This is a genomic window from Nocardia aurea (genome assembly GCF_003123685.1).
Classification (GTDB): Bacteria; Actinomycetota; Actinomycetes; order Mycobacteriales; family Mycobacteriaceae; genus Nocardia; species Nocardia aurea.
Genome location: NZ_QCYJ01000005.1, coordinates 516,143 through 529,172, shown reverse-complemented (window position 1 = coordinate 529,172; position 13,030 = coordinate 516,143). Strand labels below are relative to the sequence as shown.

13 protein-coding genes and 1 pseudogene are annotated in these 13,030 nt (G+C 67.9%); 6 read left to right on the top strand and 8 right to left on the bottom strand.

What is annotated here, in order from left to right; all coding sequences use genetic code 11:
- The first annotated feature begins 28 nt into the window (after positions 1-28).
- Positions 29-1,270 carry a CHAT domain-containing protein gene (locus tag DAT37_RS03055; RefSeq protein ID WP_109523263.1) on the top strand — a complete coding sequence of 414 codons (1,242 nt, stop codon included), beginning with the start codon at positions 29-31 and terminating at the stop codon, positions 1,268-1,270.
- Here DAT37_RS03055 and DAT37_RS43795 read toward each other — a convergent pair whose 3' ends face one another.
- From DAT37_RS43795 to DAT37_RS03025, 7 genes and pseudogenes are all read right to left on the bottom strand, one after another.
- On the bottom strand, positions 1,271-1,417 hold the full coding sequence (locus tag DAT37_RS43795; RefSeq protein ID WP_157978250.1) for a hypothetical protein: 147 nt from the start codon (positions 1,415-1,417) through the stop codon (positions 1,271-1,273).
- Positions 1,414-1,587: pseudogene (locus DAT37_RS03050) on the bottom strand (hypothetical protein); the annotation flags it as partial. The pseudogene DAT37_RS03050 and the gene DAT37_RS43795, both read right to left, overlap by 4 nt.
- A 54-nt stretch (positions 1,588-1,641) precedes the next feature.
- The gene (locus DAT37_RS03045) at positions 1,642-2,481 is read right to left on the bottom strand and encodes an alpha/beta fold hydrolase (RefSeq protein ID WP_232839461.1); all 840 of its coding nucleotides are present in this window, start codon (positions 2,479-2,481) and stop codon (positions 1,642-1,644) included.
- 172 nt (positions 2,482-2,653) lie between these two features.
- Entirely contained in the window at positions 2,654-2,950 is a 297-nt protein-coding gene (locus DAT37_RS03040; RefSeq protein ID WP_109523066.1) for a hypothetical protein, read from the bottom strand.
- Between the two features lie 101 nt (positions 2,951-3,051).
- Entirely contained in the window at positions 3,052-3,792 is a 741-nt protein-coding gene (locus DAT37_RS03035; RefSeq protein ID WP_109523065.1) for an amino acid ABC transporter ATP-binding protein, read from the bottom strand.
- 3 nt (positions 3,793-3,795) lie between these two features.
- On the bottom strand, positions 3,796-5,586 hold the full coding sequence (locus DAT37_RS03030; RefSeq protein ID WP_109523064.1) for an ABC transporter substrate-binding protein/permease: 1,791 nt from the start codon (positions 5,584-5,586) through the stop codon (positions 3,796-3,798).
- A gap of 148 nt (positions 5,587-5,734) precedes the next feature.
- On the bottom strand, positions 5,735-6,529 hold the full coding sequence (locus DAT37_RS03025; RefSeq protein ID WP_109523063.1) for an LLM class F420-dependent oxidoreductase: 795 nt from the start codon (positions 6,527-6,529) through the stop codon (positions 5,735-5,737).
- 264 nt (positions 6,530-6,793) lie between these two features.
- Between DAT37_RS03025 and DAT37_RS03015 the strand changes: the two genes are divergently transcribed.
- The 4 genes from DAT37_RS03015 to DAT37_RS03000 all read left to right on the top strand — a co-directional run bounded on the left by DAT37_RS03015 (position 6,794) and on the right by DAT37_RS03000 (position 11,156).
- The gene (locus tag DAT37_RS03015) at positions 6,794-7,687 is read left to right on the top strand and encodes a universal stress protein (protein WP_109523061.1); all 894 of its coding nucleotides are present in this window, start codon (positions 6,794-6,796) and stop codon (positions 7,685-7,687) included.
- Positions 7,688-7,733: 46 nt separating this feature from the next.
- Entirely contained in the window at positions 7,734-8,990 is a 1,257-nt protein-coding gene (locus DAT37_RS03010) for a beta-lactamase family protein (protein WP_232839460.1), read from the top strand.
- A complete protein-coding gene (locus DAT37_RS03005; RefSeq protein WP_109523060.1) occupies positions 8,948-9,913 on the top strand; it encodes an FAD-dependent oxidoreductase in 966 nt (321 codons plus the stop codon). Before DAT37_RS03010 ends, DAT37_RS03005 begins: the two co-directional genes overlap by 43 nt.
- 151 nt (positions 9,914-10,064) lie before the next feature.
- Complete coding sequence (locus tag DAT37_RS03000; RefSeq protein ID WP_109523259.1) at positions 10,065-11,156, top strand: ABC transporter ATP-binding protein; 1,092 nt, start codon at positions 10,065-10,067, stop codon at positions 11,154-11,156.
- Positions 11,157-11,207: 51 nt separating this feature from the next.
- Here DAT37_RS03000 and DAT37_RS02995 read toward each other — a convergent pair whose 3' ends face one another.
- Positions 11,208-11,729 carry a winged helix-turn-helix transcriptional regulator gene (locus DAT37_RS02995; protein WP_198654052.1) on the bottom strand — a complete coding sequence of 174 codons (522 nt, stop codon included), beginning with the start codon at positions 11,727-11,729 and terminating at the stop codon, positions 11,208-11,210.
- 101 nt (positions 11,730-11,830) lie between these two features.
- Between DAT37_RS02995 and DAT37_RS02990 the strand changes: the two genes are divergently transcribed.
- A complete protein-coding gene (locus tag DAT37_RS02990; RefSeq protein ID WP_109523059.1) occupies positions 11,831-13,000 on the top strand; it encodes a thiolase family protein in 1,170 nt (389 codons plus the stop codon).
- Positions 13,001-13,030: the final 30 nt, after the last annotated feature.

Sequence of the window (13,030 nt, the reverse complement as noted above, 5' to 3'; positions counted from 1 at the left end):
CGCCGAACAGCCGACCGTTCTGGTGCGGATGGCCGATGCGGGCGATCTGTACATGTCGTGGCGGTGGGTCGACGGTATCGCGCCGCGCGGCGCGAGCATGCTGCCCGCCGCGCCGATCGACGAGGCAGTGCGGCTGCTCGCCGCCGCACTGCCGAATCCGAACGATCCGAGCGGACTCGAATACGCCCTCACGCGGGGCGCGTTCGCCACACCGGACGCCGAATACAGCCTGGCCCAGCGGCTTTCCCGCGCACTGCTGCCGTCGGGGCTCGCCGAACAGCTCGCGGCGCTGCACCACGACGGGGTGCGTCCGCATATCCGATTGCAGCCGTCGCCCCGGGTGGCCCAGGTGCCGTGGGAGATCATCGCCCCCGCTCCGACCTTGCGGCTGATCGATATCGCCGATATCAGCCTGCTCGCGCCCGCGGGCATCGTGCACGCGCCCGGTCGTATCGCCCGGTCGTGGGCAAACGACCGCGATCTGCCCGTCGTGGCAGTGCTCGATCCGCGCATTCCTGGTTTCCGCGCCGATTCCGCGTTGGGTTCGGTACTCGGTCGCATGAGCGAATCGACCCCGCTGACCGAGCGCGTCGCCGAGTACGCCGCACGCGGCAGGATCGTCCCGCCGGTCACCGCGCCCTCGGAGATCTTCCGCCGCACCGATGTGGACCGCGACTGGCTCGGCGAAACCCTGCGCCGAGGGGCCGCCCGGCTGATCTACGTCGGCCACGTCACCGCCGCCGCCCCCGAATCCGGGCGCAGCGAGAACGCCGAACTCCACCTGGCGTGCACCGCCGACTCCGTCGGTTTCGCCGAACCCACCCGAACCCACCGGCCGCTGTCGGCCAAGGACCTGCTGTTGGGCACCCACACCCTCGACGTGCCACCGCGCGCGGGCAGCGAACTCTGGCCGATGCCCAGCCGGGTCGCGCTCATCGCCTGCGAGAGCGGCGGCGATCTCCGGTTCTCCGAGGCACTCGGCCTCACCGCGGCCATGATCAACGGCGGCGCCGAACTCGTCACCGCGAGCCGCTGGCCGCTGCCGACAGATCTCGCCTTTCAGCGCATCGCGGGCGCGCCCCCCGATGCCCGCCCCCTCCAGGACACCATCTGCGCGATCGACGCCGCCCACGAACTCCCCACCCCGATCGCCGCCCTCGCCGACTGGCAACGCGCCCGATCCGCGCACTGGCGCGACAAGGGCGCGATCGAGTACTCCCCCATCCTGTGGTCCGCCTTCGCCACCGTCAGCACCGACCCGACCCCGTAGTCAGCGATAGGCGTCCGATCTCTTGGCCACGGTCATGATCGTGGCCAACTGCTCATCATCGACGATCGCGTGCAGCGCGCTCTCGAACACCTCTCGAGGCAGGTTCTGGAGTTGCTTCAGGACATCGGAGTGAAATCGAGCTTTCACGAAGCCAGGACCGAGGCGGGATCGACACCCAGCGCATCGAGCATCTCCGACATCGACATGACCTCGTAGCCGTCTTCGCGCATCCGCCGCAATCGCAACGCATCGAGAAGGTCGGCGTGTTCGTGCAATCGCTCGTAATCCGCCATCGAGATGATGACAGCCACCTCACTGCCGCGGGATGCTCGAAGAACGCGGAATCCACCGCGATGTGGCTGCCGATACCGTCAACCCCGGTGGGCCAGAAGGTGTTCCATCAGGAGCATGGTGAGGGCTTCCGGGGCCTGTTCGGGGATCCAATGGGAGATGTCTTCGAGCATTTCGAAGCGGTAGGGGCCGGTGACGTGGTCGGCGGTGGTCTGGGCGGCGAAGGAGCCGATGGCGGTGTCCTCGGTGCTCCAGACGTAGAGGGTGGGGACGTCGACGGGTGGCGTGGGGCCCGCGAGGTGCAGCGCGCGGTACCAGTTCAGTGCCGCGGTGAGCGCCTCGGGCTGGGTCAGCCGGTGGATGTAGTCCTCGACGCGCTCCTCGGGGATCTTCCAGTCGAAGATCTTGCGCAGTGCGGTCGCGCCGTCGGCGAGCAGGATCCGTTCGGCGACGCGCGGCCTGCGTAGCAGTTCGAAGTACTGGGAACGCTGGGCCTGGTCCTCGTCCTCGGTGAGTGCGCGCAGGAAGGCCGCCGGATGCGGCGTGGAGATGGCGGCGAGGGTACGGACGCGCTGCGGATACGCCGCGGCGGCCGACCAACCGATGTAGCCGCCGGAGTCGTGGCCGACGAGATCGAAACGCTGCCAACCGAGTTCGTCGGCGATCGCGATCACATCGCCGACGAATTCCTCCACGCGATAGGCGTCGACCCGCTCCGGGCGGACCCCGGGGGAGTAGCCGCGCAGATCGGGGGCGACGACCTGACATCCGCCGTTGCCGAGCGCGCCGAGCTGGAATTCCCATTCGATCGCCGCCTCCGGAAACCCGTGCAGCAGCATCACTTCCCTGCCGCCGGACGCACCGCAGGCCAGCGCGTCGAAGGTACCTGCCTCGGTCGGAATCTTGATCGCCTCGATCACGGCGCCGACTCTAGTCCTATCCACCGACGCGATCGGCCCGGCGGCAATCACCCCCGCCCGAGCGGGACCGACCGCGATCATGCTCCTCGAAGTGGCGACCAGGTAGGCGCCCAACCGGAGTCTTCCCTGTCCTCCGGTGTCGGTCTACCTGATCGGCGTGTGGGCTTCTCCGTCAGTGCTCGTCGTAGTGCCCGTTGTGCGGGGCGTGGCGATGTCCGTCGTGGACGTAATCGACGTGATCACCGTGCGGCACCGCGACATGCCCGCAGCCCTCGCCGTGCACGTGGTCGTGGGTCGCGTGTTCGGTATGACCCACAGGCTCGCACTCGTCGAAATGTCCGTCGTGGGCGCGGTGCAGATGTCCGTCGTGGACGTAGTCGACGTGGTCGCCGTGCGGTACCGCGACGTGCCCGCAGTCGGGCCCGTGGACGTGCGCGTGTTCGGTGTGCTCGACATGTGCTGTAGTCATCAGAATGCCTCCTCCATACCGACGGACAGGTGAATCTGTGAACGTGAACACATTATCAGGTGCGCATCATTGCAGGTAACCGACAGTATGCCGGATCGTGATCAGAGCACCTGAGACAGGAATCTGCGCAGCCGGTCGGTCTGCGCGTCCTCGAAGAGCGCGTCGGGCGTACCCGTCTCGACGACCTGTCCCGCGTCCATGAAGACGACGCTGTCGGAGACGCTGCGCGCGAAACCCATCTCGTGGGTCACCACGACCATGGACATACCGCCGGAGGCGAGCTCGGCCATGAGCGCGAGCACACCCTTGACCAATTCCGGGTCCAGCGCCGAGGTGGCCTCGTCGAAGAACATGATCTGCGGGCGCATGGCCAGCGCACGCGCGATGGCCACCCGCTGCTGCTGACCACCGGACAGATTCGCCGGCCGCGCGTTCGCCTTCTCGGCCAGCCCGACGATCTCGAGCTGCTCGATCGCCGCGGCCCGCGCGGCCTCCTTGGACAATCCGCGTAATTTGCGCGGCCCTAGTGCCACGTTCTGCACGACGGTCATATGCGGGAAGAGATTGAACTGCTGGAAAACCATGCCGATGCGCTGACGCAGCCGGTCGGGATCTTCGGTGAGCACCGATTTCCCGTCCAGCAGCACATCGCCGCGATCGGGTTCGTACAGGCGGTTCAGCACCCGCAGCAATGTGGACTTACCCGAACCCGACGGACCGATGACGGTGGCCGTGCGGCCCGCGTCGACATGGATGTCGATACCGCGCAGTACGTGATTGTTGCCGAGGGTCAGATGCAGGTCGGTCCCGGTCAGGGCGGCGCCGGTGGTCGTCTCGCTCATCGGTCAGCGTCCTTCCGTGATGGTTGCCTGTTCGAGTTCATCGATGGGCCGGTCGGGCCTTCCGGTGCGCATGCGCCGATCGATGTAGTTGACCAGGTGCGTCAGCGGAATGGTCAGCGCGAGATACACCAGACCGGCGGCGACCAACGGCGACAGATTTCCGGTCTGCGCGTTGAGATCACGTCCGACCGCGAACAATTCGCGCTGACTGGCGAGCAGGCCGAGGAAGTAGATCAGCGAGGAATCCTTGATGAGCGCGATGAATTGATTCATCAACGCGGGCAGCACTCGCCGCACGCCCTGCGGAATCACCACCAGCACCATGGACTGGGTGTACCCGAATCCGATGGCGCGGGCCGCTTCCAATTGCCCCGGCTCGACGGACTGGATGCCGGAACGGAATATCTCCCCGATATAGGCGGAAGCCAGCAGCGCGAGGGCGACGGCGCCGAGCCAGTACGGATTGTTGCCGGTGAGATTCTTGACCACCGGCCCGACGCCGAGGCCGATCAACAGGATGATCACCACGGCGGGCAGGCCGCGGAAGGTATCGGTGTACACCCGTGCGGGCCAGCGCAACCAGCGAGTTCTCGAAATACCGGCCACCGCGAGGAGCATGCCGATGACGGTGCCGAGGAATCCCGAAACCACCGCGAGAATCAGGGTATTGGGCAGGCCGGTCCGCAACAGATCCGGAAAGGCCTCGCGGTAGAGCGACCAGTCGAAGAAGGTCTCGCGCAACTGCTGGAATGTCGATTTCGGGGCGTTCGGCGCGGTGTCGTCGGATTGCTGTTCGGCGGCGACGGCCGCGAAATCCGGCAGCTGCGGCACCGGGGCGGCCTTCGAGCCGGGTTTCCAGCCCGGCGGAAGTTGGCGGGGCACCCAGTCGGCATAGAGGCGCGCGTAGGTGCCGTCGGCGATCACCGCGTCGAGTCCGCTGTTGAGCGCGTCGATGAGGGGCTGATTACCTTTGCCGACCGCCCAGGCCGCGAAATTGTCCAGACTGAAGGCATTCTGGACGACCGCCGTGCCGTCACCCGGCTTGATCGCCCCCTCCGCCTGCGCCGACGGCGCGACCCAGGCGTCGACCTGACCTGATTTCAAATTCGCGTAAGCGGTGTTGTAATCCGGGAATTTCACCGGATCCAGCTTCAGGGTGTTGACGACGTAATCGTCCTGCACCGTGCCCTGCACCACCGCGATCCTGCTGCCGGAATTCAGGTCGGCGAATCCCTTCACCGGACTGCCCGCGGGGACGACGAGCGCGAAATAGCCGAAGTCGTAACCGTTGGTGAATCCGACCAGCTGACGGCGCGCGTCGGTGGTGGTGATGTTGGAGGAGCCGACGTCGAAACGCCTACCCGCCACCTGCGCCAGCAATCCGGCGAACTCGGTGCCGGAGAACTCCACCCGCAGACCGATTTTCGCGGCTACCGCCTCGAGCAGTTGGTTGTCGAAACCGGTGAACGCCCCCTGCGCGTTCACGCAGATACTCGGCGGGGCGTCCGACAGCGTGCCGACACTGAGCGTGCCCGGCGTGATGAGGCCGAGTTTGCCGATATCGATGGACTGCGGCGGCACCGAACTCGCGGTGGTGAACCGGTCCGGTCCCGCCGACGCCGAGGACGCCAGATTCGTGGGCGCGGCGGAGGCCGCGCTCAGACCCGGCGGCGAACACAGATCACGTCCCGTCGTCGAATCGTCGCCGGAACCGCAGCCCGCCGCCAGGAACGCGACAGCGAGCAACAGCACGGCGATCAACGCACGAGACCGCACAGCGGGCAGACCAGCCATGTGAAAAACCCTAGCCTCAGGGTCCCGGTTACCCTGTGGCAATCCACCACGGTCGCGCCCGTTTCCTGCCGATCCTGTTTCGCTCACGGTGAGCGGAAGGCACCCGGCATACGGTCGGCCCGGCGGCTCGACGCGGGCCGGGTCGCGCTCAGGCGATCCCGGTGACCGGCTCCGGGTTCACCTCGTCGCGCCAACGGATAGCGCCGATCACTTCGCTCAGGTCATAGGACGGTCCACTGACGCCGACCGTGAACGTCGTGACACCCGCGGCGACGAATTCGGCCGCCCGCTCGCCCCCCGGCCACTGCACCGAACGCTCGATACGCGACTGATCGGTGCCGACGGCGTCGCAATGCTCGGCGAGCACCTTGTTCTTGTGCGCGAGGACGTCCAGATCGGCGAAGGTGTGCCACATATGCGCGTACTGGGCGACCAGTCGCAGGGTCTTCTTCTCCCCGCCACCGCCGATGAGGATCGGAATCTCGCGCGTCGGTGCCGGATTCAGCTTCGCCAGCCGGGCGGTGAGGCGTTCCAAGCTCTCCTTCAGCAGGGCCAGGCGAGTGCCCGGCGTGCCGAAGTCGTAGCCGTATTCGTCGTAGTCACGTTCGAACCAGCCCGCGCCGAGGCCGAGGATCAGCCGCCCGCCGCTGATGTGGTCGACGGTGCGAGCCATATCGGCGAGCAGATCGGGGTTGCGGTAGCCGCCGCCGGTGACCAGCGCGCCGATCTCCACCCGTTCGGTCTGTTCGGCGAACGCGCCGAGCATGGTCCAGCATTCGAAATGCGCACCGGCCGGGTCGCCGGTCAGCGGAAAGAAATGGTCCCAGTTGAACACGATGTCGACACCGGCGTCCTCGCTGCGCAACACCGCGTCGCGGATCAGTCCGTAGGTGGGCGCGTGCTGTGGTTGCAGCTGAACTCCGATACGAACAGGACGGCTCATCGGGCGCTCCTCGTCACTCGGGTGGGTTCCCCGATCGAGGCTACCGCCGTGATCGTCATCCGGCCCGGTGATCGTTCCCGAGACCGATACGGTCGACACGACCCACCATCGGCAATATCGTGGCAACATCACCTTCGGGCGTTTCGGAGCGCCGCGACGGGGTCCGTCGGTGACGCTCGCGAGGTGGGCCGCGCCCGGACTCGCCGTATCGAAGCACATCCGAACGGAGGCCGCGGTGACCGATCTCCCCCTCCGGGTCCGCCCGTGACCCGCTCCGATTCCGTCGACCCGCATTCGCTGGCATCGGCGCCGGTCGTGGTCGGTGTCGACGGCACAGAGGCATCCGACGCGGCGGTGCGCTGGGCGGCCACGGCGGCGGCGCGACGGCAACGCGAACTGGTGATCGTCCACGGCATGGATCTCGACACCGACGGGTTCGCGGTGCGATCCCGCGAGCAGACGACCGCGATCGGCGAGTCGATCGTCACCGAGGCGACCCGGCTCGCCGAGCAGACCGATTCGGCCGCCCCGGCGATCACCCCGCGACTCGAATCGGGTGACCCCGGCCAACTACTGGTCGACTGTTCGGAATCCGCGCACCTCGTCGTCCTCGGCGGCCCCACCGACAGCCTCGGGATCGGCCGCCTCGGATCGATCCTGCTGTCGGTCGTCAGTCGCGCACGCGGCGCGGTGGTCGTCGTCCGCGCCGGGGAATCCCAGGCGGCACCCTCCGCGCCGGTGGTGGTCGGGATCGACGGCAGCCCGGTCAGTGACGCCGCGACCGGTGTGGCCTTCCGGGAAGCCGCCGTGGCCTCCGCCCCGCTGATCGCGGTGCACAGCTGGGCCGACCCGTACGCGGGCCGGTTCTCCCGCCTGCTCGCGGCGTCCGACGAACCCGTCGACGTGTCGGCGCCCGATCGGGCGTTGCTCGCCGAGCGGTTGGCGGGCTGGCGGGAGCGCTACCCGTCCGTCGACCTACAGCGCCGCGTCGAACGCGGGACGCCGCGCGATCAACTGCTGTCCTGGTCGCAGACGGCGCGGCTGCTCGTGGTCGGCAGCCGGGGACACGGGCGATTCGCCCGGTTCATGCTCGGTTCGACCAGCGCGACGCTGGTCCAGCGAGCGAAGTGCCCCGTCATGGTCGTCCATCCCGGCTAGCGCGGCACTCAGCCGCCGATCAGGTCCGGTCGATAGGCTCGCCGAGGTGAAGCCAGCTCCCGACACCCTGGTGACCGTGACCACCGACCTGGACTCGGTGACGACCGTCGGTCACGAAGACGCCCCGACCGACGGGGGACCGACCCGCGCCGATATCGAAGCGCTGTGGTCCTCGGTGCAGTCGTGGTACCGGCTCGGCACCACCCCCGCCATCCAGATCTGCCTGCGTCACCGTGGACAGATCATCCTGAATCGCGCGATCGGGCACGGCTGGGGCAACGGCCCACGCGACGCCCCCGACGCGGACAAGGTGCTCGCGACCACGGAAACCCCCTTCTGCGGTTTCTCCACCGCCAAGGGCGTCGCGGCGACGGTGATGTCCATGCTCGTCGAACAGGGCGTATTCGGCCTGGAAGATCGGGTGGCCGAATACATTCCGGAATTCGCGGCCAACGGTAAATCGGCGATCACCATCGGTCACGTGCTCGCGCATTCGGCGGGCGTGCCGTTCGTCACCAAGCCCTACCGGGGTTTCCAGCTGATCGTCGACGAGGAGTTGGCGGTACGGGGTCTCACGGATCTGGTTCCCAGCTGGCCGCCGGGTCGGTTCCGCGTCTACCACGCGCTGACCAGCGGACTGATCCAGCGACTGCTGGTCCAACGCGCCACCGGCAAGCGAATGCGCGAACACCTCGACGAACGCGTGCTCACCCCGCTGGGCTTCCGCTGGAACAACTTCGGCGTCGATCCCGTCGATGTCGACCGCGTGGTGCCCAGCGTCAAGACCGGACCCGACCCGACCCGACTGTCCCGGTTCGTGGCGCGCAAGGCACTCGGCGGCGGCATGGGCGGACCCTCCCGATCCGACGCCGCGACCGCGTCCTTCCTGACCGCCGAACTCCCGTCGGGAAATCTCGTGACCACCGCCTACGAACTGTCCCGCTTCTACGAAATCCTCACGCGCGGAGGCGAACTCGACGGTGTCCGAGTTCTCGAGCCGGACACCCTGCGCGCCGCCGTCGCCCCGGCGCCGTGGCTACCCGGCCTCGCGGGCCGGGTCAGTCGCGCCGGATTCGAATTGGGCGGCCGCAGATCGAAATTCGGCCGCGACACCGCGACGCACTTCGGCCGCAGCGGCCTGACCACCCAGTACGGCTGGGCCGACCCGGCACGCGGTCTCGCGGGCGCCGTCCTCACCAGCGGTAAGGCCACCACCGACACCGCCCGACCGTGGCATCTGGTGGCCCAGATCTCCGCGATATGCCCGCCGCTGGCCGCCTCCGAACGCCTGTTCACCGGGTAATCGGGCGTACGCGGACCGTTCCGCCCTGGCCGCCGGTGCGCGCTCGCGGCCGCACTTCGAGTTTTGTTCTCGCGCGCGGTGACGACGAACGCGCCTTGCTCGAGGAGTTCCGCGACGAACGCGGCGGCGACCAGGTGACACTGCTCGGCGATGAGGCGATCGCCGCCCTCCCCGTGGCCGCCGGGACCGTCACCGGGGCCGCGCTGCTACCGCTCGATCTGCGCGTCGACCCCCGCGAAGCCGTACCGGCGCTGGCCGCCTGGCTCTCGGACCGCGGCGTGCGATTCCATCGAGGCACCCATGTCGGCCGGATCGAATCGACCGAGGGCGCGGTGGTCGTGCGCACCTCGCGCGGCGATCTGCGCGGACGCCGCGCCGTGCACGCCGTCGGACACGATGTCGACCGGTTGTTCCCCGATCTGGCCGAGGAATGGTCGGTCCACCGCTGCCGACTCCAGATGCTCGAAGTCGACGCCGGTGACCTGCGCCTGGAATCCGCGCTGCTCACCGGGACATCGATGCTGCGCTACGGCGGACTGTCGGCCATGCCGTCGGCCGCGCGCGTGCGCGAGCGCATCGCGCGCGAATCTCCGGAACTGCTCGACGTCGTCATGAATCTCATGTCGACCCAGCGCCCCGACGGCGCACTGGTTCTCGGCGACACCCACCACTACGCCCGGACGCCCCCGCCGTTCGATGACGAACACGACGCCGAACTCCTGCTGCGCGAGGGCGCGCGCCTGTTCGGACGACCCCTGCGGGTGCTGTGGCGTTGGCGCGGGATCTACGCGACGTCTCCGCGCGCCGAATTCCTCGTCGCCGAGCCCGCGCCCGGCCTGCGGGTGGTCTCGGTGACCTCCGGCATCGGCATGACCACCGCCTTCGGACTCGCGAACACCATGGTCGACGACCTGCTCCGATGACGCCCGACCCGGCGCGAGGGCCGCGCGGGCGCCGAGGTTGTCCGATCCGCGAAGTGCGGCGGTCGGATCAGGCGCGCATCCGTTACCATTCGCGAGCCCTGTACTCGGATCGTCCGGCACGTTCCTGCCGGTGATGGGATGTGAATTTTTCATGGCAACGGTGACCTTCGACAAGGCGACCCGGCTCTACCCCGGTGCGACCACACCGGCCGTCGACCAGTTGGATCTGGAGATCAACGACGGTGAATTCCTCGTACTCGTCGGGCCTTCGGGATGCGGCAAGTCGACCTCGCTGCGGATGCTCGCGGGATTGGAGGAGGTCAACGGCGGACGCATTCTGATCGGCGCGAACGACGTGACCGACGCCGAACCCAAGGATCGCGATATCGCGATGGTGTTCCAGAACTACGCGCTCTACCCGCATATGACGGTCGCCGAGAATATGGGTTTCGCACTCAAGCTCGCCAAGGTCGCCAAGGCGGAGAAGCAGCAGCGGGTGCTGGAGGCGGCGAAACTGCTGGATCTGGAACCGTATCTGGATCGCAAACCCAAGGCGTTGTCCGGCGGACAGCGTCAGCGGGTGGCGATGGGCCGGGCGATCGTGCGCTCGCCGCAGGTGTTCCTCATGGACGAGCCGCTGTCGAATCTGGACGCCAAACTGCGCGTGCAGACCCGCACCCAGATCGCGCAGTTGCAGCGTCGGCTCGGGACGACCACCGTCTACGTCACCCACGACCAGGTCGAGGCGATGACCATGGGTGATCGCGTCGCGGTGCTCAAGGACGGGCTGTTGCAGCAGTGCGCGAGCCCCCGTGACCTCTACCGCGATCCGGCCAACGCCTTCGTCGCCGGATTCATGGGGTCGCCCGCCATGAACATGTTCACCCTCGCCGTCGAGGACGGCACGGTGACACTGGGCGGATACGCGCTGCCGGTGCCACGCTCGGTGGCCGATATCTGCGAGGGTTCGGTGGTCGCCGGGATCAGGCCGGAACATTTCGAATTCGGCGGCGCGAACGCCGAAGGCATCGAGATGGAGGTCGACGTGGTCGAGGAACTCGGCTCCGACGCCTACGTCTACGGCCGGACCTCGACCTCCGGGCAGATCAACGGCGCGGGGGAAACCATCGTGGCGCGGGCGGATTGGCGTAACCCGCCGACGAAGGGCGCGCGGATACACCTGTCGACGACTCCCGAGCACATCTATTTCTTCTCCGCCACCGACGGCAGCCGCCTGAACTGAGGCGCGTCGCCGGGGGGAGGCCGCATGCCGCCTTCCCCCGGTTCCGGGCGCTTACGCCTGGTCGCGGGCATTCCGCAGCGCACGCGCGTAATCCTCGTTGAGGCGCACCCCCAACTTCTCCAGCTCGACCTCCTTGCCCGTCGAGCTGCGCACCTCCACCCGCACCGGCGCGCCGGTCGCCTCCTCCACCAGCAGCAGCGGCGCCGGACCCGGTTGCAGGTAGGCGTCGCCCCATTGCATCAGCGCGAGCAGCGCGGGTAGCAGGTCGCGGCCCATGTGGGTGAGCACGTATTCGTGCCTGGTGCGCTTGCCCTCTTCCCGATACGGCCGTTTGACGAACAGTCCGGCGTCGGTAAGTTTGCGCAGTTGCGCGGCCGCCGCGGCATCGGTGATCCCGACGCGGGACGCGAAACCCTCGAAGCGGCGCGTGCCGTAATAGGCCTCGCGCAGGATCAGGATCGCGGAGCGGGTGCCGATCAGATCCATCGCCTTCGCGATGGAGCACCCATCGGGTTTCCACGAACTCAAATCGGCCAACGGCCCTTCCATCACGGCTGCCATGACGCACATCATAGCGAAATCTGACTTGAGTCGAGTATATCCAGGTGTTAACTTAACTATAGGACAGTAGAGTCAGGTAAACCGGCCGGACTCCCGCTCCGAAAGGAAGCACCATGAGAGACGCGGTAATCGTCGAGGCGGTACGCACCCCGATCGGACGGGGTAAGCCCAACGGCGCGCTGCACGATGTGCACGCCGTCGACCTGCTCGCGCACAGCCTGCGCGAAGTGGTCGACCGCAGCGGCATCGATCCCGCGCTCATCGACGACGTGATCGGCGGCATCGTCACCCAGGTCGGCGAACAGGGCGCCAATATGACCCGACGCGCGGCGTTGGCCGCGGGCTATCCCGAGTCGGTGCCCGCCACCACGGTCGACCGACAGTGCGGCAGTTCCCAGCAGGCCATCCACTTCGCGGCGCAGGGCGTCATCTCCGGCGCCTACGACATCGTGGTCGCGGCGGGCGTGGAGTCGATGGGCCGTATTCCCATGGGCGCGAGCATGATCGGCGGCGGTGACTTCTCCGGCGTCGGTTTCGCCGAACGCTACCCGGAAGGACTGGTTTCACAGGGCATCAGCGCCGAATTGATCGCGGCCCGTTGGGGTCTGACCCGCACGCAACTCGACGAATTCGCCCTCGGCAGCCACGAGAAGGCCGCGCTCGCGACGAAGAACGGATCCTTCGCCCGCGAACTCGCGCCGATCGCCGGCCTGGAGACCGACGAGGGGATCCGGGTCGGCAGCACCCTGGAAACGCTCGGCAAGCTTCGCCCCGCCTACTACGACGAGGCCATGGCCGCCCGCTTCCCCGAAATCGGCTGGGCGATCACCGCGGCCAGCGCGAGCCAGGTGAGCGACGGCAGCGCCGCCCTGCTGATCATGACGAGCGAACGCGCCCGTGAACTCGGCCTGAAGCCGCTGGCCCGACTGCACAGCTTCGCGGTCGCGGGCGACGACCCGCTGCTGATGCTGACCGCCGTCATCCCGGCGACCAGGAAGGTGTTGCAGCGCGCCGGACTCCAGATCTCCGATATCGACCTGGTCGAGATCAACGAGGCGTTCTCACCGGTCGTGCTGTCCTGGGCGCAGGACACCGGGGCCGACCTCTCGCGGGTCAATGTGAACGGCGGCGCGATCGCCATCGGCCACCCGCTCGGCGCGTCCGGCGCACGACTGATGACGACCCTGGTCCACGCCATGCAGGAACGCGGCGCGCGCTACGGCCTGCAAACCATGTGTGAGGCAGGCGGTCTCGCCAACGCCACCATCATCGAGCGTTTGTGAGCACCCGGTGGCACCCGTCCCCCGTGGCGG